Here is a 21,963-nt window from a genome sequence, read left to right as displayed (position 1 = left end):
CCTCGGTAAAACAAAAGCCCCCGCCTCGTGAGAGGCGGGGGCTTTTTGTTGGAACACTCTTCACCAAACACCACACATCCACTGTGGGAGCGGGCTTGCTCGCGAATGCGGTGGATCAGTCAACACTTATAGTGACTGACAAACCGCCTTCGCGAGCAAGCCCGCTCCCACAAGTTGATCTTCCAACGTTAACGACTACCCAAACATGGCTGAATAACTTTTTTCAACCCACTGTTGTTTGCCGGCAATGTAAAGGTTGCCGTCAGCGGCTGGCCGCCTGCCTTGGCAGGCGCCAACCAAAGTTTCAGCGTCTGGCCCCGTGAGGCATCACTGGCCCAGTAGGCCAGTTCATCGCGCGGCACTTGGGTGCTGAACGCAAAGACCGTCCCTAGCTGGAAAGACCCGGCGTAAGTCCAGACGCCACTGACCGAAAGCTCAATGGCCGTGCGTGCTCCCGTGGTCATACGCAACGGCCCATTGGTGCTGGCGTCTTTGCCATGAAATGGCTCAATGTCCAAGCCCAGCGTTTCCGGGGTTATCTGCAGCGCCAGCCCGGCCGTTGGATTTTCCGGGTGGCAGCTGATTTCCAGGCTGGCCTTGGTGTGGAAGTCGTTGTAAGCGCTGTCACCAAAAGTCCGTGCGGTGGTCAACATCGGGCTGTCGACGTCGGGCCGCTCAAGCAACCAGACGGGGTGCGCGGGTGTGATGATTACGTCGTCACCGGCGTGTGCGTAAACCGTGAGCGATGGTATGAAAAGAGCTGCGAGCAACGTAAAGGCGAGGGGTTGCATAGAAGTATTCATCCGTATGTGGGCCTTGATGTAAGGAATGAATGCATTCTGCTGCTTAGCGAGCGCTCGTTATGTCGGGCGTTTCCCAAGCGGGAGTAGTTTGTCCTCCAGGTGATCCAGATGCCGGCTCATCAGGCTTGTCGCGCTGCGCACGTCGCGTTGCTCCACCGCATCGACAATCGCCAGATGCTCCTGCCACGCGCAGTAGGTGCTGGCTTTCGCTTCATATTGCGCAATGATCAATGACGTCAACGGCACCAGGCTGTTGAGAAATTGCGCCAACGGTGCGTTGCCTGCCATCTGCGCCAATTGCAGATGAAACTCCCCCGATAATCGAATTGCCGGCCCGCGCTGGTCGCGTTCGATGCAGTCGCGCTCCCGTGCAATCAACTCACGCAGCTGGCGTATCTGCGTGGTGGTCGCTTGGGCGCACGCCAACTGCACCACGGTGATCTCGGTCATCCGTCGTGCTTCCAGGATCTGCCGCGTCTGTTGCGCATCCGGCGCCGCCACCTGGGCACGCTGGTTGGGGCGCAGAATGATCACTTGCTGATGGGACAGCTTGGCCAGCACACGGCGAATCACGCTGCGGCTCACACCAAAGGTTTCGCCCAGGCTCTCTTCGGTAAAGCGGCTGGCCGGGGCGATGCGTTGTTCGAGGATGGCGTCGAACAGGCGTGGGTAGATGTCATCCACCGAAAGTTTCTTGCCGCCAACCAGGCGCAGGGCAGGGAGGACAGCATTGCGTTGCAGGGCATGGGCGCTCATGGTCGGTCTCCAAAAAATCAGCTGCCCAGATGGTCGTCCGGGATATTCAAACGAATGCCCATGCGCAGGCCTTCCTGGAGGATGTGCCGGCGCATTTCGGCGCTGGCCAGGGCGCTGTTCTTGTTGCGGATGGCGCGCACCACGGCGTCGTTCTCCTGCAGGCGTTCGGCCAAGTGCTCGGGCGAATTGCGCAGTACCTGCGCGCTTTGCTTGAGGGCGTTGCTGGTCTGCTGCACCACGTTCTGGAAGATCGGGTTGGAGGTCAGCGCGAACAGCTCTTCGTGAAAGCCGATGTAAGCGTTCATGCCGGCTTCGGCGTCGCCGGCATCCAGGGCTTCGCGCATGTCCATCAAGGTCAGGCGCAGCTGGCCGACTTCCTTGCTGCTGATGGACTGGGCCACCAGGCCGACAATAAAGGGTTCGAGGGTGTAGCGCAGTTGCAGGATATCTTCGAGGCTGGCGTCGGCCACAGCGTCGCTGGACTGTGGTTCGCTGACGCTGGTTTCCAGCACCACCACGCCTTTACCGGGCATCGAGCGCACCAGGCCGAGGGTTTCCAGCACGATCACGGCTTCGCGCAGGCTCGGGCGGCTGATGCCCATCTGCTCGGCCAGTTCACGCTGGCCGGGGAGCATGTCGCCCTGGCGCCACTGGCCCCGCTTGAGTGCGGCGCGCAGTTTTTCTACGACTGAATTGACGACGGTTGAAGTGCTGATCACGTCTACGTCTCCTTGGATGTTGCCAATACGATGGTCAAATTAGCGATGATCAAAATGTGGGAGCGGGCTTGCTCGCGAATGCGCAGTGTCAGCCAATGGATTTATCAACTGACCCACCGCTTTCGCGAGCAAGCCCGCTCCCACATTTGATTTATGTCGCTCATAGACTGGGTTAAAACTCCTGATGCGCCGGCAGCACCGGCTTCTTGGCCTGGAAGGCATACCCTTGCTCGCCGTCGAGCACCTTGTTGGCGCGCTGGATATCAATGTCTTTTTCCCAACGGGCGATGGCCACGGTGGCCACGCAGTTGCCGATCAGGTTAGTCAGCGCGCGGCCGATGCCCATGAACCAGTCCACCGCCAGCACCAGCACCAGGCCCACCACCGGAATCGCCGGGATCGCGGTCAGCGTGGCCGCCAAAATCACCAGCGCCGAGCCCGGAATGCCGTGGGCACCTTTGGAGGTGATCAACGACACCAGCAGGATGGTCAGCAAATCAGTCATCGACAGCGGCGTGCCGGTGGCATTGGCGATAAACACAATGGCCAGGGTCAGGTAGATCGAGAAACCGTCGAGGTTGAACGAATAACCGGTCGGAATCACCAGGCCGACGGTGGAGCTGCCAATGCCCAAGTGCTCGAGTTTACGCATGATCTGCGGCAATACCGCGTCGGAGGAGGCGGTGCCCATCACGATCAGCAGCTCTTCGCGCAGGTACTTGAGCAGCGGCAGCATGCGCAGGCCGGACAAACGCATCACCAGGCCCAGCACCAGCCCGACAAAGGCAAAGCAGGTCAGATAGAACAAGCCCACCAGGCTGCCCAGGTGTTGCAGTGAATCCAGGCCGTAGGTGCTGGTGGTGAAGGCTATGGCGCCGAATACACCGATTGGCGCCAGGCGCACGATCATGCCCATGATGCGAAAGATCACATGGCTAAGTTCGTTGATCAGCCGCGAGATGCCGGAAGCGGCTTCGCCCACCAGGTTCAGCGCGCTGCCGAACAGCACCGAAAACAGCAGCACTTGCAGCACGTTGTTGTCGGCAAAGGCGCCGATCACCGAGTTGGGGATCAGGTCCATCAGGAACTGGCTGGTGCCGCGAATGTGCTGGCCCTTGTCGGCCAGCTCATTGAGACCGGCGGACGACAGCTGCTCCAAGTGAATATTGGCGCCTTGGCCGATACCGGTGCTGAACGCCATGATCAGGCCGATCACCAGGGCGACGGTGGTCAGCACTTCGAAGTAGATCACTGACTTCAAGCCAATGCGCCCGACCTTCTTCAGGTCGCCGGCACCGGAAATACCGCTGACCACCACGCAGAATACGATCAGGCCGATCAGCATTTTGATCAGCTTGATAAAGCCGTCACCCAGGGGTTTGAGTTGCGAGGAGAATTCGGGAAGGGCCAGGCCGCAAATAACGCCTAACATCAGGCCAATCACGACTTGCAGGAAAATCGAACGCGAGCACCATCTGAGCATGGGAGGGATCTCTATTCGGTGCCCTGGTGGTTCCAGGGCTTAATTGTTGTGGTCTTACCGGTATGTCCAGTGCGCGGCCAGTCTACGCCGGGTTTTTTTCAAATCACAAGTAAATATTCGGCGGTTGCCAGGTCCCGGTCTGACCAGTTGGTCGGTAAGGGTGATGCTTGAGCGGTTGGCAGGTAATAATTTTTTTCGCTTATCATCCGCGCCTTGATTGGCGAGGTGACACATGGATAGACCCGGGCTGACCACCGACGCAGCAGGCCAGACGCACTGCACCTGGCGCACTGCCGCACCTGAATATCCGCATTACCACGACCACGAGTGGGGCGTGCCGGTGGCAGACGATACCCAGCTGTACGAGAAAATTTGCCTGGAAGGTTTTCAGGCGGGCATGGCGTGGATCACCATTTTGCGCAAGCGCGAGCAGTTTCGGGCGGCGTTCGAAGGGTTTGATTTTCGCCGCGTTGCGCAATACGGCGAGGCCGATATCGAGCGGCTGATGAACGACCCAGGCATCGTGCGCAACCGCGCGAAGATTGTCTCGACGATCAACAACGCGCGCCGGGCCTGTGAGCTGGTGGACGAAACCGGTTCGCTGGCGCGCTGGTTGTGGGCATTTGAACCTACGCCAGAGGAACGCCCGGCGGTGGTAGACATGGCTTACTGGACCGGCAACCCGACGTCACCGGCATCGGTGCGCTTGTCCAAAGCCTTGAAGAAACGCGGCTGGACCTTTGTTGGCCCCACCACGATGTACGCGCTGATGCAGGCGATGGGGATGGTCAATGATCACTTGGAAGGCTGTGTGTGCCGACCGCGCATAGAGACGCTACGCCAACAGTTCAAGCGCCCGTAAGTGTGTGGCGAGGGAGCTTGCTCCCGTTGGACTGTGCAGCAGTCTCCCGATTTTTGGGGGCGCTTCGCACCCCAGCGCAAGCAAGCTTGCTCGCCACAGTAAGCTTGCTCCCACAGGGTTTTCGCGGGGCCTGGAAGGTCTGGTCAGGACAGGAAACCACCGTCCACATTCAGCGACACACCGGTGGTGTAGCTGGACGCATCGCTGGCCAGGAACAGCACCGCACCGGCCATCTCGCTTGGGTCGGCCACGCGCTTGAGCGGGATCTGCGCCAGGGCCATCTTCAGGATCGAGTCGTTCTTGACCAGCGCCGAGGCGAACTTGGTGTCGGTCAGGCCCGGCAGCAGCGCATTGCAACGGATGCCGAACGCCGCGCACTCCTTGGCAAACACCTTGGTCATGTTGATCACGGCGGCCTTGGTCACCGAGTAGATGCCCTGGAACACGCCCGGGGAGATGCCGTTGATCGAGGCCACGTTGATGATGCTGCCGCCGCCGTTGTCGCGCATCAGCTTGCCGGCTTCCACCGACATGAAGAAGTAGCCGCGAATGTTCACGTCAACGGTCTTCTGAAACGCACCCAGGTCGGTGTCCAGTACGTTGCAGAACTGCGGATTGGTTGCGGCATTGTTGACCAGGATATCCAGGCGACCGAACTGCTCACGGATACCGGCGAACACCTGGGTAATCTGCTCCATTTCACCAATATGGCAGGCCACGGCGGTGGCTTTGCCGCCGGCGGCGATGATCGCGTCGGCCACGTGCTGGCAGCCTTCGAGCTTGCGGCTGGAGACGATCACGTGCGCACCTTGCTGGGCCAGGAGCTTGGCGATGGCTTCACCAATGCCACGGCTGGCGCCGGAAACAAATGCGATCTTGCCGTCAAGGTCGAACAGATGGGTCTTGGACATGCTGGGTTCCTTGCTCTTGTAGTCAGAGGGCTGATTTAGCGATGACATTCAGGCTCATTTGCTCCAGCAGCTTGTTCATATGGATGAACTGCGCAAAGCGTTTGTCCTGGGTCTGGCCGTGGAAAAAACGGTAGTAGATCTGCTGCACAATGCCGGCCAAACGGAACAGGCCGTAGGTGTAGTAGAAGTCGAAATTGTCGATCTGGATGCCGGAGCGCTCGGCGTAGTAATCCACAAACTGGCGGCGCGTGAGCATGCCCGGCGCGTTACTGGGCTGGCGGCGCATCAGCTGCACGGGCGCAGGGTCAGCGGCTTCGATCCAGTAGGCGAGGGTGTTGCCCAAGTCCATCAGTGGGTCGCCTAACGTGGTGAGTTCCCAGTCCAGTACGCCGATGATCTGCATCGGGTTGTGCGGGTCGAGGATCACGTTGTCGAAGCGGTAGTCGTTGTGCACGATGCTGGAGGTCGGGTGGTCGGCCGGCATCTTGTCGTTGAGCCAAGCGCGCACGGTTTCCCAGCTGGGTGCGTCGGGCGTCAGGGCTTTTTCGTAGCGGTCGCTCCAGCCACGAATCTGGCGCTCAACATACCCTTCAGGTTTGCCCAGGTCGGCCAGGCCACAGGCGGCGTAATCCACTTGGTGCAGTTCGACGAACTTGTCGATAAAGCTTTTGCACAGTGCCTCGGTCTTGGCCGCGTCCAGGCCCAGTTCGGCGGGCAGGTCCGAGCGCAGGATGATGCCGTTGACGCGCTCCATCACATAGAACTCGGCGCCGATCACCGACTCATCAAGGCAGTGCACATAGGCTTTGGGGCAATACGGGAAGCCGTCCTTGAGCTGATTGAGAATGCGGTATTCGCGGCCCATGTCGTGGGCGGACTTGGCTTTGTGGCCAAACGGCGGGCGGCGCAGCACGAATTCCTGGCCGGGGTATTCCAGCAGGTACGTCAGGTTCGACGCGCCACCGGGGAACTGGCTGATCTTGACCGTGCCGGCAAGGCCCGGAATATGCGCCTTGAGGTAGGGATCGATGAGGCTGGCATCAAGTTCTTCGCCGGGGCGAATCTGGGTCGATTGGTCGTTAAGCGCCATGCTTATCCCTTCTGCTTATTCTAAAGGCCTTGGACTATTGGCTAATCTAATGCGCACCGCCGCCCAGCGACAAGGTCGGGGCGGCTTAATAGGTTAGCGTGTTGGACGATGATCAGCGGGCCTGATGTGCTCAGATCACCAGCATCGCCCGGCCACCGGGGTTGCAGGACAGGTTGGCACCGATTTCGACTTTTGCCAGGTCGATGCCCAGGCCGGCGAGCAGGTTGTTGACGATGGGGTCGAGCAGCGGACCGAGCAGCCCGGCAATCAAACCGCCCAGGGTAGTGAGCAAACCGTTGACCACGCCCGTGACCAGGCCCAGCACGGCACCCAACAGGCTGGCCATTTTGGCCGGGTGGTTGATCAGGTGTATGCCGGTGAGTGTTTCCTTGAGGCTGCTGACCGCGTTCGAGCTGGCGAATGCGTAATAGAGCGGTTGCTGGTTGATAGCGGGCGGGTCGGTGTAGGTGTGCGCACGCGCGGTTTTCAACACTTCGCTGTCGACGCGGATGCCCAGGCCGCCCGCTGCAAAGCCCTGCCTGTTGCCGCACATGCCCGTGCCGCGCTTGCAGGTTTTAGTGCCGATATCCACCAGCGGGTACTCGTCTACCTTGAGTGTTTCGGTGGATGAGTACAGGTTCTTGGGGTCAACCTGGCCAATCATTGCGCGCAATGCCGAGGTTTCGCCGAGTACCGACAACGACTTTTTACCGCTGTCGCAACTGTAGCCCGTGACCCTGGCGCTGCCGCCGGCGGCTTCGAGGGCGATGTCGAGGGTGTCGCCGATTTCCAGGCTGGCGACCAGGCAGCAATTGGGGTCGAGCAAGCCAAACAGGCCGCCGAGCAGGTCACTGAGCGCCTGCACCACGCCCCCCAGCAGGTTATTGACCAAGGTGACGATCGGCAATTTTACCGAGATCAAGGTGCGCACTTGGGCGGTGCGCACATAGATGGGCTGCTTGGCGATATCTTTGGGATTGCCGATGCTGGAAACCTGCCCGGGCTCGATCACTTTGGTCGACACGGTCACGCCGAGCAGGCCCAGCACATTGACCGGCAACTCCACGGCAACCGCGCTGGCTTTGTTCGACAGTTGCACAAAACCCTGGATCAGGTTGAACAGTTGCAGGTTTACATCCAAGGCAGTTTTGTCGGTGCCATTCTGGATATTGATCAGGTCGCCCAGGTGCAGGATCTGCGTGCCCGGTGCAATCAGCTTGATGGCTTCCAGGTTGTTGATCACCACGTTGACCGCATCACCGCCCAGCTTGAGCACATCAATGGCCGCCTGGATCAGTTGGCCGACGGTGGCGTCGGTCTTGAGCAACTGGTCGTAGTTGCCGGCGCTGACTTTCAATTCGATGGCCAGGGCATCCAGGTACTTGAGCAGGCTGATATCGGTGTTGAGCAGGCCATTCCAGCCCACTGCGTCCAACTGCAACTTGCCGCCCAGCAGTCCACCGATCAAGGCGTTAAGGGCGACAGACTGGGTGCTGTCCACGGTCAATAAGGTGCTGCGAACCGTGAGCTGGGCAACCGTGGGGGTTGGCGCGGCGGCGACGGCGGTGGCGCTCAGCAGCGTTGTCAGGTTGACGGGCTGGCCCGAGAACAGGGTGAGCACGCCATGGGCAAGGCTGGTGTGCACGCGATGGGTGGCAACCACCCGGATAGCGTCGGTTTTGCTCGGGTCGGCGCTGAACGTGCGCATAAAATCTGCGCCGGTGGCCAGGGTGCCGCAGGCGGTGGCCAGCGTGCGATTGTCGTCGAGGCTAAAGTTGTTGCGCGCCGCGCTTTCAATTGCAAACTGCGCAGCATTGCGGGCGGGCGCCGCGCATGTGCCGCTGCGGCTTACCGCCTCCAGCGCTGCGGTGTCGGCCACACGCTGCAATTTGCGCTTCTCCAGGTACAGGCGACCGCTGTCGACCACCAGCAGCAGAAACAGCAGCGCAATACCGAGGGTTAACGCGCCTATCAGGCCGATGGCGCCGCGCTGGCGGGCCGGGCCGAGTCCATGGCCAATCATTGTGCGTTCCTTCGCCGGTCCTGCACCGACGTCCTGAGCATACCCGCAAGCAGTGTAGTCAGGTTTTGCGCCGGCGCTGGCTAATCGCTACTAGTTGCGCGGCGGCAGGGTAACCGGTGTCAGCACTGGGCGGCCGGCGAAGTATTCCACCAGGTTATCGGCCACGCGTTGCACGGTGTCGTGGGCCGCTTCCGGCGAAAGCCCTGCTACATGGGAGGTGAGCACGGTATTGCTCAGGCGCTTGAGGGCGTCGGGCACTTTCGGTTCATCGTCGAACACATCCAATGCGGCGCCGCCGATACGGCGTTGTTCCAGCGCAGCCACCAGGTCGGCGGTCACCACCACGCTGCCACGTCCGATGTTCACCAGGTAACCGTTCGGCCCCAACGCGTCCAGGGCGTGGCGATCAATCAAGTGGCGGGTGCTGGCCCCGCCCGGCGTGGCCAGGATCAGGAAGTCCGAGGTGCGCGCCAGCTCCACGGCGGTTGCGCAGTAGGTGTAGTCCACATCATCGCGGGGCTGGCGGTTGTGGTAACTCACTTCCATGCCAAAACCGAGGGCGGCACGCTTGGCTATCTCCATGCCCACTGCGCCGAGGCCGAGAATGCCCAGTTGCTTGCCGCCCAGGGAAGGGCGCATCACTTTCGGCCATTCGCTGCGCCGCACCGCCGCGTCAGTCTGGGGAATGCCGCGCACCAGCGCCAACAGCAAGGCCATGGCGTGGTCAGCCACTGACGGCGCGTTCACGCCGGCACCGTTGGTGACCACGATCCCGCGATTGCTCGCCGCTTGCAGATCCACGTGCTCATAACCTGCGCCGATCACGCAGATAATCTCCAGCAACGGCAGCGCCGCGATTTCTTCGGCATACAGCCCCAGCGGGCCACGGGTGAGTACCGCCTTGATCTGCGCGCCGTGGGCCTTGATCGCTTGGGCACGCTCGGCCGGCGTCGGTGCCAGAATCACATGAAAGTCGTTGCTCTCGATGATTTGCAGGTATTCGTTGATGGTTTCAACCAGGACCAGAACAGTGGTGGGCATCGCAAGGCTCTTCCTGAAGGGTTTGATAGGAGGAGTATGCGGGATTTGTAAGACGGAGCGATTTGCTCAATCAGAAAAATCCCGCACAGATGACGCTAGAACTCAATATCCAGCGCTTTCACCCGCTTCACAAATGCTCCCGCCAAGGTCGCATTGTGATGCTCGATGATCGCCTGGGCCGACAAGGTCGGGGTGTCCATGCAGGTATGGCCGTCCTCGGGCAGCACCACCGAAAACCCAAGCTCCACTGCTACTCGACACGTGGTGTCGATGCAAAACTGGGTTTTCATGCCGACCACCACCAATTCGTCGACCTGCGCTGCCGCCAGTTGTTGCGCCAGCTCGGTGCCCAGGAAGCAACTGGGGCGGGTTTTATTGAACAGGTGGTCACGCGCTGCGTCCACATCGAGGCCGTGCCACAGCTGCCAGAGCGGGCTGCCAGCTGCAATCGGCGACCCCGCGGGGCCGGTGTGGCGGGCGACGAAGATAGGGGCGCCGGCGTTGCGGGCGCGCTGGATAAGCTGGTTGATGGTGCCCAGCACGCGCTCGCGCTCGAAGGGGGGGGCCGGCCCGTCGTATAAACCGGTTTGCATATCGATGATCAACAGGGCGTTTGCCATGGTCTTGCTCCTTGCAGTGGCCAGCGGGCGGGGCAATAAAAAGGCCCCGTCCATTACTGGCGGGGCCTTGGGTTGTTGCTGGGTGTCTTTAGCTCTGGCACCCACAGCAACCGCACGACCCGCCATAAGCGGTCGTGGTGGTGGTGCGGGTGAGGCAGAGCTGAATTAAGTTCATGGCCTGATCATGCTGGGGAGGGCACGTGGCTGTCAACGGCGCTGTCCGAGTTCTGCTCTTGCAGCAGGGTATTTCTTGCAGCCTCAAGGAATTCATCTGACAAACTGCTGCCGCGTGTCGCACGGGCGAGGGTGAGCGCGCCAATCATCATTGCGTACTTGGCGAGCATCGCCTCGCGGTCTTCATCCTGAAGCTGCGCAAAAACCTCCAGTGACTGTTCAACACCCTCAATAAAGGTACGTTGCAACGCCGTGTCAGCGGGCTCATGGCACATGTCCGGGGTAAAGGCCGAGATGGGGCAGCCGTCGCCAGGGTTGTCACGGTGGCGGGTGGAAAAATACGGACGCAGGATGGCGTCACGGGCGGCGCGCACATCATCACTGCGGTTGATTTTTTCCTGCCAGCCCAGGTTCGATTGTTCGAATGCCTTTTGGCACGCCTCCGTCGCCAATGACTCCTTGGACGCGAAGTGCCCATAGAAACCGCCGTGAGTCAGGCCGGCTGCGGCCATTACATCCGACAGGCTGATGCCGTGTAAACCGCGCTCACGAAACAGATGCGTGGCAGCCTGTACGATGATTTCGCGGTTGAGTTCGGCTTGTTTGCGGGAGACGCGCGGCATGGCTGGGCACTCAGGATAAAGGCGGGCAGTGCCTGAAAAGTACAGGAATGGGTGGGATACTAAAATAGATTTTTTGTGGAATCTATTCTCCAAGGGTTGCCGCGATGTTTGAAGCGCCAGCCCCGGAGCGCTATTACTGGCTGTTTGTGCCTGCCGCGCCTTGGTTTGCTCTGCTTGGGCAATGGGCATGAAGTCGTAGGTAGGGAAAAATTGTGTTTTGTAGGCACTGCGCCGCCCCAGCCCTCGCAAACGGCCGCCTAGAACCCCACTTGCACGCCTGCACCGGCTAACCATTCCTCAGCTAAGTCTTTGCTTATTCGAGAGAATCCCGGACAATCCGGCCCCTTCTATGGTCGAGGCGCTGCCTGTCAGGTTTTTCTGACTCGCCCCGGCCGTGTAAATGCGGAGATCCGACCGGATGAATGATCAGGCCAATAGCGTCGACGAACGCTATGCAACGACACCTGCAACCCTCACAAGCTGGAGCCGCCAGGACACCACCTGGATGCTCGGCCTCTTCGGCACCGCTATTGGCGCCGGTACTTTGTTTTTGCCGATCAACGCCGGCCTGGGCGGCTTCTGGCCCCTGGTGATCCTGGCATTGCTGGCGTTCCCGATGACGTTTTTCGCTCACCGTGGGCTGACGCGTTTCGTGCTGTCCGGCCGTGCCGGCTCCGACATCACCGACGTCGTTGAAGAGCACTTCGGCCTCAAGGCCGGTGCGCTGATCACCTTGCTGTACTTCTTCGCCATCTTCCCGATCCTGCTGATCTACAGCGTGGCCCTGACCAACACCGTCAGCAGTTTCATGGAACACCAACTGCACATCATGCCGCCGCCACGCGCGATCCTGGCCTTTGTGTTGATCCTCGGCCTGCTGGCCGTGGTGCGTTGCGGCGAGCAAGTGATCGTCAAGGCCATGAGCCTGATGGTGTATCCGTTTATCGTTGCCTTGCTGTTCCTGGCGGTGTACCTGGTCCCACACTGGACCGGCGGCATCCTCAGCACTGCCAGCGAAGTCCCGGCGCCGTCCGCGCTGCTCAATACCTTGTGGCTGGCGATTCCGGTGATGGTGTTCTCGTTCAACCATTCGCCGATCATCTCGGCGTTCGCGGTCGACCAGAAACGCCAGTACGGCGCCAATGCCGATGAACGCAGCTCGCAGATCCTGTGCCGCGCGCACCTGTTGATGGTGGTAATGGTGCTGTTCTTCGTGTTCAGCTGCGTGCTGACCCTGTCGCCGGCACAACTGGCCGAAGCGAAAGCGCAGAACCTGTCGATCCTGTCGTACCTGGCCAACCACTTCGACAACCCGACCATCGCCTTCGCCGCACCGTTGATTGCATTCGTGGCGATTGCCAAGTCGTTCCTGGGCCACTACATCGGCGCCAGTGAAGGCCTCAAGGGGCTGGTATTGAAAACCGGGCGTCGTCCGGCTGCCAAGTCCCTGGACCGCATGACCGCCGCGTTCATGCTGGTGGTGTGCTGGCTGGTCGCCACGCTCAACCCGAGCATTCTCGGCATGATTGAAACCCTCGGTGGCCCGATCATCGCGTCGATCCTGTTCCTGATGCCGATGTACGCGATCCGCAAGGTGCCGGCCATGGCCAAGTACCGTGGGCAGGCGTCGAATGTGTTTGTCACCGCTGTAGGCCTGGTCGCGATTACTGCGTTGGTTTACTCGCTGCTGTCCTGATAACCGGCAGCAGGTAGCAAAGCCGATTCGCGCACTGCGTGAGTCGGCTTTTTTTGTGTCCGAAAAAAATCCCGATGGCAATGAGGACACCCCAATACTCGGTGCCTCGCTATGGCTCGGTATGCAACAGCAGAGCCATACTCGGTCAAAGGTGGGAGCTGGCTTGCCTGCGATAGCATCAACTCGGAGTGCCTGATGTACCGAGGTGTCTGCATCGCAGCGGTGCGACGATTCGACAAGCCCGCTCCCACAGAAAAGCAGCTCTACAGTGCATGCAAATCTGCAGCCGACCTCATATTCAAAACTGCCTGCAGTTAACTGTGGGAGCGGGCTTGCTCGCGAATGCAGTGTGTCAGATACAGATAAATTAACTGAACGACTGCTATCGCAGGCAAGCCAGCTCCCACAGTGGTTTTTCGGTGTGACGAATATCGTATTCCAGGCATAAAAAAACGCCGCGCATCTTGCGATGCGCGGCGTTTTTTAAATCACCACATCTTAGGCTTGAATCACCGGGATGTTGGCGCTTGCTGCGATCTTGCGGAACTCGGCGATCTGGTCGAAGTTCAGGTAGCGGTAAACGTCACTGGCCATGGTGTCCAGTTTCGCTGCGTAACCCATGTACTCTTCGACGGTCGGCAGGCGACCCAGCGTGGAGGCAACTGCCGCCAGCTCAGCCGAGGCCAGGTAGACGTTCGCGCCATCACCCAGACGGTTCGGGAAGTTACGGGTCGAAGTCGACACCACCGTCGAGTTCGGCTCTACACGTGCCTGGTTACCCATGCACAGCGAGCAGCCCGGCATTTCCATACGCGCGCCGGCCTTGCCGTAGATGCCGTAGTAGCCTTCTTCGGTCAGTTGGTGAGCGTCCATCTTGGTCGGCGGCGACAGCCACAGACGGGTTGGCAGCTGACCTTTGACCTGCTCCAGCAGTTTACCGGCAGCGCGGAAGTGACCGATGTTGGTCATGCACGAACCGATGAACACTTCGTCGATCTTCTCGCCGGCAACGCTGGACAACAGACGGGCATCGTCCGGGTCGTTTGGTGCGCAGAGGATCGGCTCGTTGATTTCGGCCAGGTCGATCTCGATGATTTCGGCGTATTCGGCGTCGGCATCGGCTTCCATCAGCTCAGGGTTGGCAACCCAGGCTTCCATCGCTTGGGCTCGACGTTCCAGGGTGCGTGCATCGCCGTAGCCTTCGCCGATCATCCAGCGCAGCAGGGTGATGTTGGAGTTCAGGTACTCGGTGACCGATTCCTTGGACAGCTTGATGGTGCAACCGGCAGCCGAACGTTCAGCCGAGGCGTCGGACAGCTCAAAGGCTTGTTCCAGCGTCAGGTCGTTCAGGCCTTCGATTTCCAGGATGCGGCCGGAGAAGGCGTTCTTCTTGCCTTTCTTCTCTACGGTCAGCAGGCCAGCCTGGATCGCGTAGTAAGGAATGGCATGAACCAGGTCACGCAGGGTGATGCCAGGTTTCATTTTGCCTTTGAAGCGCACCAGGATCGATTCCGGCATGTCCAGTGGCATTACGCCAGTGGCTGCGGCGAACGCGACCAGACCGGAACCGGCCGGGAACGAGATGCCCATCGGGAAACGGGTGTGGGAGTCACCACCGGTGCCGACGGTATCCGGCAGCAGCATACGGTTCAGCCAGCTGTGGATGATGCCGTCGCCTGGACGCAGCGATACACCGCCACGGGTCATGATGAAGTCGGGCAGGGTGTGGTGGGTGGTCACGTCGATCGGCTTGGGGTAAGCCGCGGTATGGCAGAACGACTGCATTACCAGATCGGTCGAGAAGCCCAGGCACGCCAGGTCTTTGAGTTCATCACGGGTCATAGGACCGGTGGTGTCCTGAGAACCCACGGTGGTCATCTTCGGCTCGCAGTAGGTGCCAGGACGAACGCCTTTGCCTTCTGGCAGACCGCAAGCCTTGCCGACCATTTTCTGTGCCAGGGTGAAGCCTTTGCCAGTGTCGACAGGGGCTTCAGGCAGTTTGAACAGGTCGGTAGGGCCCAGGCCCAGTTCAGCACGGGCCTTGTCGGTCAGGCCGCGACCGATGATCAGCGGAATACGGCCGCCGGCGCGAACTTCGTCCAGCAGCACCGGGGTCTTCATTTCGAAGGTGGTCAGGACTTCGTCGGTGCCGTGTTTGCAGACTTTGCCAGCATGCGGGTACAGGTCGATCACGTCGCCCATGTTCATGTTGGTAACGTCGAATTCGATTGGCAGTGCGCCAGCATCTTCCATGGTGTTGTAGAAGATTGGAGCGATCTTGCTGCCGAAGCAGAAGCCGCCGGCGCGCTTGTTCGGCACGTACGGTACGTCGTCGCCGAAGAACCACAATACCGAGTTGGTTGCCGATTTACGCGACGAACCGGTACCGACCACGTCGCCGACGTAGGCGATCGGGAAACCTTGGCCGCGCATCTCTTCGATCTGCTTCATCGGGCCGGTTTTGCCTTGCTCGTCCGGCACGATGCCTTCGCGTGCCATTTTCAGCATGGCCAGGGCGTGCAGCGGGATGTCAGGGCGGGACCAGGCGTCCGGGGCAGGGGACAGGTCGTCGGTGTTGGTTTCGCCGGTGACCTTGAAGACGCGCAGGCTGATCTTGTCGGCCAGGGTCGGGCGGTTGCGGAACCACTCGCCGTCAGCCCAGGACTGGATCACGCCTTTGGCGTGCTCGTTGCCGTTCTTGGCTTTTTCGGCCACGTCGTGGAACGCATCGAACATCAGCAGGGTGTGCTTGAGTTGGGCGGCCGCGACAGGGGCCAGCTCGGCGTCGTCCAGCAGCTCGACCAACGTCACGATGTTGTAGCCACCTTGCATGGTGCCAAGCAGTTCAACCGCGCGTTTCTTGTCGATCAGGGGAGAAGTGACTTCGCCCTTGGCCAGGGCGGACAGGAAGCCGGCCTTGACGTAGGCAGCCTCGTCAACGCCTGGTGGAATGCGGTTGGTGATCAGGTCAACGAGAAATTCTTCTTCGCCAGCCGGAGGATTCTTCAGCAGCTCGACCAGGCCTGCGGTTTGTTCGGCGTTAAGCGGCTGGGGAACGATACCCAGTGCTGCGCGCTCTTCGATATGTTTGCGGTAGGCTTCAAGCACAGTTATTACCCTCATCAGTGGTCCCACGGGACGCTCATCCAGAAATGAACGGCACGCATGCGCTCGGGGGCTTTTTGGGCCGCAAAGCCAGCGCTGCCGGCATTCCTCACAGAAGCTGCTTTCAAAGTTTTACGCCTGCAGAACGGAGCTGATGAGGGTTGGCGCGGTTTTTGACCTACCGGGGTCAAACCCGCGCCAACACCGTTCTGAAGGAACGACTGTGCTCGTGACGCTTTGAAAACAGCTTCCAGCGGATTATTGGCGCCTTACAAGGCCGGATGATTCTACGGCAAAAAAAATCTAAAGGTAAGTTACCTAACCAAGTTTGCTGGGTGATCAACCTTAGACAAAGGGCTAACATGGCGCACTGTTTCGCTGATTTGTGTGCGCTGCCCATGTCCAACCAAGCCATCAAGACCCCCTGCGTCGGCCTGTGCTCCACGGTTTACGGCGATCTCGTGTGCCGCGGCTGCAAGCGCTTTCACCATGAGGTGATCCAGTGGAATGGCTATAACGAAGAAGAAAAACGCGCGGTATGGCTGCGATTGGAACAGCTGTTGGTGCAAGTGATGGCGGGCAAACTGGAAGTCTTTGACCCCAAGATGCTGCGCGGGCAGCTTGAGCAGCGCAAGATTCGCTTTGTGCCACACCAGTCGGAGTACTGCTGGGCCTACCAGCTGATCGCCCGAGGCGCGCGGGTGATTTCCAACCTGGAAGCCTATGGCATGGTGCTGCTGCCGGAGTTTCGCGACTGGGCACTTCCGGATCTGCGGGATGCCATCGATCGTGAGTTCTTTATCTTGTCCGAGGCGCATTACCAGCGCTATATCGCGCCGGGGTTCCTGAAGGACGCACTGGGCCACTGACCGCAGAGGTCAATGTGGGAGCTGGCTTGCCTGCGATGGTGGTAGATCAGCCAAAGGTGTGTTGACTGTAAGGTTGCTATCGCAGGCAAGCCAGCTCCCACCTTTGATTTCCATCGCCCCGTAGATCAAGGCTTGGTCGCCAACTCCTGCAGATGGTCCATCAACGCCTGCGGCTTGAGCACCAGCACATCACCTTCCACCGCATCCAGCACCACCTCCGCCGTATTGCCGATCAATGCGCCGGAAATCCCTGTGCGCGCCACCGTACCGATAATGGTCACCGCCGCTTGCAAAGTGTGGGCTGCATGGGGGATCAACACATCCGCCGGGCCTTCCTCGATATGCAGGTGGGTGTCGTCGATATCAAACTCGGCCTGGAACGCCTTGCACTGCTCGCGATAGCGCGCCTCGATGGTTTCCTTGAGCTGGAAGGTCGGGTCTGCCGCCGACAGCATCGGCGACGGATGGGCACTGATCACGTGCAGCTGTGCTTTGGCCAGGCGCGCAATGTCGAAGCCATGGTCGATGATGGTGTTGTGCAGCGCCTGATGTTCGCTGTCGCTGTTGCCCACATCAATCGCCCCCAGCACCACCTTGTCGGCCCAGGGCGTCGAGGTTTTCACTAGCAGCACCGCGGTAGGGCAGTAACGCAGCAGTTTCCAGTCTGCCGGCGTCAGCAGGGCCTTTTTCAGCGGGCTGTCGGCAAAGTGCTGCTTGATCACCAGGCCACAGCCTTCGGCCTGCTGCACATCGATGATGGTTTCATGCAGGCTGTCATTCCACGCCTGCTCGGTGGTCACGCTGTAGCCGTCCTCCTGCAGGCCGGACTTGAGCAGGCTCAGCAGCGCCGAATGCTCGTGCTTTTTGTCGCACACCAGCAAGTGCAGGTGCGCGCCGGTGACCCCGGCAATCAGCTTGGCGCGCTTGAGCGCCAGGCTTTCGGAATGCTCAGGTTCGATAACCACCAGGATGCTGCGAATGGCTTGCATGGTCGGGGTCTCCAAAAGGGTGGGCCTGGAACAACTATAGTTGCTGCCCACCAGACGTCATGTTGATGCACATCAAAGCCGGTGGCTGGTGGTCTGCGGCGGGGTCGGTATAATCGCCTGCCTTTTGTGATCCTTTTGCCCGTGAGCCCGATGAACCTGCCCGAAATCCACGAATTCCTCGGCTGCCGCACCCCCGACGCCTGGGTCCAGGCCGCGTTGGCCGATCAGCACACCCTGCTGATCGACCACAAGAACTGCGAATTCAAAGCCGCCAGTACCGCCCTCAGCCTGATCGCCAAGTACCACGCTCATGTGGACCTGATCAGCATGATGTCGCGCCTGGCCCGTGAAGAGCTGGTGCACCACGAACAAGTCATGCGCCTGATCAAAAAGCGTAAGGTCGAGCTGCGCCAACTGCATGCCGGCCGTTACGCCTCGGGTTTACGCAAGGTGGTGCGCAGCCATGAGCCGGTCAAGCTGGTGGACACGCTGGTGGTCGGCGCCTTTATCGAGGCTCGCAGTTGCGAGCGTTTCGAAGCCCTGGTACCGCATTTGGACGAAGAACTCGGCAAGTTCTACTTCGGTTTGCTCAAAAGCGAGGCCCGGCACTTCCAGGGTTATCTGAAGCTCGCCTACCAGTACGGCGATGCCAAGGACATCGCTCAGGTGATAGAACGGGTGCGCGCCGCCGAGCAGGAACTGATCGAGTCACCCGACATCGAGTTCCGCTTTCACAGTGGCGTGCCAGCCTGAGGCGACGGCCACGCCGATCAGCGCGGTGATCCCGGCCAGCAGCAGGATCACCGTTTGCGTGCCCAGCGGCGCCGCGAGCACGGCGATCAACAGGCCAGCCAACGGCTGCGCCAGGTTGTTGAGCAAGGTGATCACGCCCACTGTCTTGCCGAAGTCCTGCACCGGAATCACCCGCTGGCGGGTGCTGCGCATGTACACATTGAAAATCTTGTCGAAGCCGGTGATCAGCAGGAACCCCAGGGTGTAAGCCCACAGATTGGGGCTGACGGCCATGATCAACGCCCCCGCCGCAATCATGGAATAGGACAACCCGCCGAGCACCTTCAACGGCAGGCTGGAACGCGCCAGGTAAAACAGAATAACGATGGTCACCACCGCGCCCGCAGCCTGCAACAACGCATAGGCATCTTTGCCGGCGTCGAACAGGCCAGTGACCATGGCCGCAGACGTCGCCAGCGTGACCCCGATGATCAGATTGACGCCCACCGCCAGGGCAATGATCCGCTTCAGTTCCGCCACTTTGCGAATGTGCCCGTAGGCAATGCGCAGCGGTTGCAGCCAGATATCCTGATGCTGCTCAAAGCTCTCCAGGCTGACCGTGGTGTTGCGCTGCCACACCAACATCGCCAGGTCCGCGAGCACAAACAGCCCGGCAATGCCCACCACCACCCACGGCCAGGCCCACACCTCCAGCATCAGCGCCGCCACCAGCGGCCCCAGCACCAGGCCGCTCTGGTCGGCGATCTGCGAGTAGGACAAGGTCTTGGCATAGGTGTAATGCTTGAAGATATGCGGCATCACCACTTCGCGGGCCATGATGCCTTGGGTCGTCAACACGCCGCACAGCGCCGACAGGATCACCAGCCAATAGATGCCGTCGAACACGCCATACAACGCCACCGCCAGCACGCACGCCAATGCGCGGTAAACCTGGCTGATATGCAGGATGCGCACCGGCGAGAACTTGTCGCACAATGCGCCGCACACCGGGAACGCCAGGTAACGCGGCAGTGACTCGATGAAGAACGCCAAGCCGGCCCACGACACACTGTTGGTGGTTTGGAATACGATCAGCGGCACGATAAACAACAGAATCTGGTCCGCCAGCCGCGACAGGAACAGCGAGATAAAAAAAGCCAGGTAGTCCTTGCGCATATAACTCCTGTTAGTGGCGTAAAAGATTGCAGGCTATTTGTTAAAAACTCTTAAAAGCATGAAGCTTCGTCCGGCGGTAGTGGCCAGTTGCTTAAGTCGGCCAGCTTGCCACCTATAATGCGCACACTTCAATCCGCGCATCCACACTGAGAACTTATGGAAAACCTGGGTCTGGGCAAGGTCCTGCTCGTTGAGGACGATGAAAAGCTGGCAGGGCTGATCGCGCACTTCCTGTCGCAACATGGTTTCGAGGTGCGCGTGGTGCACCGGGGCGATGAAGCCCTGGCGGCCTTTCTCGACTTCAAACCCAAGATTGTGGTGCTCGACCTGATGCTGCCGGGCCAGAGCGGGCTGCATGTGTGCCGGGGGATTCGCAATGTGTCCGACACGCCTATCGTCATCCTCACCGCCAAGGAAGACGACCTGGACCACATCCTGGGCCTGGAGTCGGGCGCCGACGACTACGTGATCAAACCGATCAAGCCGCCGGTACTGCTCGCGCGCCTGCGTGCCCTGCAGCGCCGCCAGGTGCCGGAGCCCACGGTGCGCGGTGCGCTGGAGTTTGGCCGGCTGTCGATTGATCGCAGTTGCCGGGGCGTCAGCCTGGGCGGCGAGGCCATCGACCTCACCACCATGGAGTTCGAACTGCTGTGGCTGCTGGCCAGCAACTCGGGAAAGATCCTTTCGCGCGACGACATTCTCAACCGCATGCGCGGCATTGCCTTCGACGGCCTGAACCGCAGTGTCGACGTGTACATCAGCAAGTTGCGCAGCAAGCTCAACGACAACCCACGCGAACCGGTGTGCATCAAGACCATCTGGGGCAAGGGTTACCTGTTCAATCCGTTTGCGTGGGAGGTTTAGATGCTGCGCCTGTTTCTGCGCCTGTATGTGATCCTGGCGCTGGGGTTGGCCGGGGCAATCTGGCTGGTCAACTACACCTTCGACGAGTTATTGCCCGAGGCCAACGAGGTCTATAACCGCGAAGCCTTGCGCGGGCCGGCCTACGGGCTGGTCGAGCAACTGCGCCCGGTGCAGGGCGCGGCCCGCGATGCGCGCCTGGCGGAGTTGCAACCCCATTATGGTTTGCGCCTCAAGCTGGTGCCGCGCGACACCCTGGCGCTCAATGACCGTGAGCAACAATTGTTGGCAGGCGGCCAACTGGTGGTGCGCGGCGACTTCATGGAATTCCTGGCCACCATTGATGGCGGCCCGCAGCTGCTGCAGATCAAGCTGCCGGAAGAACCCAAATGGTTGTACCTGTGGGCCTATGGCTTTCTGGGCGTAAGCCTGGCCATCGTCCTGTATTTTTGGGTACGCCCGCACTGGCGTGACCTGGAGCATATCCGCCTGGCCGCGCAGCACTTTGGCGATAACGACCTCGGCTCGCGCATCCTGCTGCCACGCCGTTCTACCGTGCGCGAGCTGGCCGGGCACTTCAACCAGATGGCCGAGCGCATCGAAAGCCTGATCGCCAACCAGCGCGAGCTGACCAATGCGGTGTCCCATGAATTGCGCACGCCGATTGCGCGCTTGTCATTTGAGCTGGATCAACTCAAGCAACAGGCCGACCCACGGCAGAGCCGCGAATTGATCGCCGATATGTACGCTGACCTTGGCGAGCTGGAAGAAATGGTCTCCGAACTGTTGACCTACGCGAGCCTTGAGCGCGGCGCCACCCAGGTCACTCGGGAGAATATCGAAGCCCACAGTTGGCTCGACAGCGTGATCGGCAGCGTGGCGCTGGAGGCCGAGGCAGCCGGGGTGCAGTTGTCGTTGCGCACCTGTGAGGTCGACTTTATCCAGATCGAGCCGCGCTTTATGGCGCGTGCAGTGATCAACCTGCTGCGCAATGCCATTCGCTACGCTGAGCGCCGTGTAGAGGTGTCGCTGGTCAAGTTCGGTAATGGCTACGAAGTGCGGGTCAATGACGACGGCCCTGGTGTGCCGATGGAGGGGCGGTCGAAGATCTTCGAACCGTTCCTGCGCCTGGATGCCAGCCGCGATCGCCGCACCGGCGGCTTTGGCTTGGGGCTGGCGTTGGTCCAGCGCGTCAGCCAGTGGCACGGCGGGCAGGTGGAAGTGCTGGATTCGGAGTGGGGCGGGGCGTCTTTCAGAATGACCTGGGCGTACGCCGAGTAACCCTTGAAGCCTGCAGGGAATGGGGGTGATCACCCCTTCAATGTGGGCGCTGGCTTGCCTGCGAATGCGGTGTATCAGTTAAAGAATTATTGACTGACACACCGCATTCGCGAGCAGCCCGCTCACACACGTTCTGATCGGCTAGCCGA

19 protein-coding genes are annotated in these 21,963 nt (G+C 60.3%); 6 read left to right on the top strand and 13 right to left on the bottom strand.

The window, feature by feature from the left end:
• Positions 1-188 precede the first annotated feature (188 nt).
• From PSH96_RS15685 to PSH96_RS15670, 4 genes are all read right to left on the bottom strand, one after another.
• Positions 189-791 (bottom strand): hypothetical protein, encoded by a 603-nt coding sequence (locus PSH96_RS15685; protein ID WP_305453777.1) that lies wholly within the window; start codon positions 789-791, stop codon positions 189-191.
• A 69-nt stretch (positions 792-860) separates the two neighbouring features.
• Positions 861-1,559, bottom strand: coding sequence for a GntR family transcriptional regulator (locus PSH96_RS15680; RefSeq protein ID WP_305453776.1), 699 nt, complete (start codon positions 1,557-1,559; stop codon positions 861-863).
• A gap of 17 nt (positions 1,560-1,576) precedes the next feature.
• A complete protein-coding gene (locus tag PSH96_RS15675; protein WP_017136644.1) occupies positions 1,577-2,278 on the bottom strand; it encodes a FadR/GntR family transcriptional regulator in 702 nt (233 codons plus the stop codon).
• A 172-nt stretch (positions 2,279-2,450) separates the two neighbouring features.
• Positions 2,451-3,776 carry a C4-dicarboxylate transporter DctA gene (locus PSH96_RS15670; RefSeq protein ID WP_169986452.1) on the bottom strand — a complete coding sequence of 442 codons (1,326 nt, stop codon included), beginning with the start codon at positions 3,774-3,776 and terminating at the stop codon, positions 2,451-2,453.
• 217 nt (positions 3,777-3,993) lie between these two features.
• On the opposite strand from PSH96_RS15670, the gene PSH96_RS15665 reads away from it, so the two are divergent.
• Positions 3,994-4,623 carry a DNA-3-methyladenine glycosylase I gene (locus tag PSH96_RS15665; RefSeq protein ID WP_305453774.1) on the top strand — a complete coding sequence of 210 codons (630 nt, stop codon included), beginning with the start codon at positions 3,994-3,996 and terminating at the stop codon, positions 4,621-4,623.
• A gap of 143 nt (positions 4,624-4,766) precedes the next feature.
• Here the strand turns inward: PSH96_RS15665 and PSH96_RS15660 are convergent, their stop codons facing one another.
• From PSH96_RS15660 to PSH96_RS15635, 6 genes are all read right to left on the bottom strand, one after another.
• Entirely contained in the window at positions 4,767-5,534 is a 768-nt protein-coding gene (locus tag PSH96_RS15660) for an SDR family oxidoreductase (RefSeq protein WP_056860254.1), read from the bottom strand.
• A gap of 22 nt (positions 5,535-5,556) precedes the next feature.
• Entirely contained in the window at positions 5,557-6,624 is a 1,068-nt protein-coding gene (locus PSH96_RS15655) for a phosphotransferase family protein (protein ID WP_305453773.1), read from the bottom strand.
• Positions 6,625-6,754: 130 nt separating this feature from the next.
• Positions 6,755-8,647, bottom strand: coding sequence for a pilus assembly protein TadG-related protein (locus tag PSH96_RS15650; RefSeq protein ID WP_305453771.1), 1,893 nt, complete (start codon positions 8,645-8,647; stop codon positions 6,755-6,757).
• Positions 8,648-8,737: 90 nt separating this feature from the next.
• Positions 8,738-9,688, bottom strand: coding sequence for a 2-hydroxyacid dehydrogenase (locus tag PSH96_RS15645; protein ID WP_236373317.1), 951 nt, complete (start codon positions 9,686-9,688; stop codon positions 8,738-8,740).
• Positions 9,689-9,783: 95 nt separating this feature from the next.
• Positions 9,784-10,308, bottom strand: a complete 525-nt coding sequence (locus PSH96_RS15640; protein WP_305453769.1) for a cysteine hydrolase family protein — start codon at positions 10,306-10,308, stop codon at positions 9,784-9,786.
• Positions 10,309-10,490: 182 nt separating this feature from the next.
• Positions 10,491-11,105, bottom strand: a complete 615-nt coding sequence (locus PSH96_RS15635) for a TetR/AcrR family transcriptional regulator (RefSeq protein ID WP_305453768.1) — start codon at positions 11,103-11,105, stop codon at positions 10,491-10,493.
• A 418-nt stretch (positions 11,106-11,523) separates the two neighbouring features.
• On the opposite strand from PSH96_RS15635, the gene PSH96_RS15630 reads away from it, so the two are divergent.
• Positions 11,524-12,801 carry a serine/threonine transporter gene (locus PSH96_RS15630; RefSeq protein WP_305453767.1) on the top strand — a complete coding sequence of 426 codons (1,278 nt, stop codon included), beginning with the start codon at positions 11,524-11,526 and terminating at the stop codon, positions 12,799-12,801.
• A 498-nt stretch (positions 12,802-13,299) separates the two neighbouring features.
• Here the strand turns inward: PSH96_RS15630 and acnB are convergent, their stop codons facing one another.
• Complete coding sequence (acnB, locus tag PSH96_RS15625; protein WP_069786358.1) at positions 13,300-15,909, bottom strand: bifunctional aconitate hydratase 2/2-methylisocitrate dehydratase; 2,610 nt, start codon at positions 15,907-15,909, stop codon at positions 13,300-13,302.
• A 395-nt stretch (positions 15,910-16,304) separates the two neighbouring features.
• On the opposite strand from acnB, the gene PSH96_RS15620 reads away from it, so the two are divergent.
• Entirely contained in the window at positions 16,305-16,775 is a 471-nt protein-coding gene (locus PSH96_RS15620) for a DUF1289 domain-containing protein (protein ID WP_200433250.1), read from the top strand.
• Between the two features lie 125 nt (positions 16,776-16,900).
• Here the strand turns inward: PSH96_RS15620 and PSH96_RS15615 are convergent, their stop codons facing one another.
• Positions 16,901-17,764, bottom strand: a complete 864-nt coding sequence (locus PSH96_RS15615; protein WP_305453765.1) for a universal stress protein — start codon at positions 17,762-17,764, stop codon at positions 16,901-16,903.
• 150 nt (positions 17,765-17,914) lie between these two features.
• Here PSH96_RS15615 and PSH96_RS15610 point away from each other — a divergent pair, with 150 nt between their 5' ends.
• Positions 17,915-18,517, top strand: coding sequence for a tRNA-(ms[2]io[6]A)-hydroxylase (locus PSH96_RS15610; RefSeq protein ID WP_058421365.1), 603 nt, complete (start codon positions 17,915-17,917; stop codon positions 18,515-18,517).
• Here the strand turns inward: PSH96_RS15610 and PSH96_RS15605 are convergent.
• Complete coding sequence (locus PSH96_RS15605) at positions 18,473-19,672, bottom strand: MFS transporter (RefSeq protein WP_305453762.1); 1,200 nt, start codon at positions 19,670-19,672, stop codon at positions 18,473-18,475. The genes PSH96_RS15610 and PSH96_RS15605 overlap by 45 nt on opposite strands.
• A 156-nt stretch (positions 19,673-19,828) precedes the next feature.
• On the opposite strand from PSH96_RS15605, the gene PSH96_RS15600 reads away from it, so the two are divergent.
• Both PSH96_RS15600 and PSH96_RS15595 read left to right on the top strand, forming a co-directional pair.
• A complete protein-coding gene (locus PSH96_RS15600; protein ID WP_305453761.1) occupies positions 19,829-20,536 on the top strand; it encodes a winged helix-turn-helix domain-containing protein in 708 nt (235 codons plus the stop codon).
• On the top strand, positions 20,537-21,814 hold the full coding sequence (locus PSH96_RS15595) for an ATP-binding protein (RefSeq protein WP_305453759.1): 1,278 nt from the start codon (positions 20,537-20,539) through the stop codon (positions 21,812-21,814).
• Positions 21,815-21,963 lie beyond the last annotated feature (149 nt).

Source organism: Pseudomonas sp. FP2338 (genome assembly GCF_030687515.1).
Taxonomy (GTDB): Bacteria; Pseudomonadota; Gammaproteobacteria; order Pseudomonadales; family Pseudomonadaceae; genus Aquipseudomonas; species Aquipseudomonas salomonii.
The sequence above is the reverse complement of the archived record's forward strand: the minus strand, read 5'-3'. Positions and strand labels throughout refer to the sequence as shown.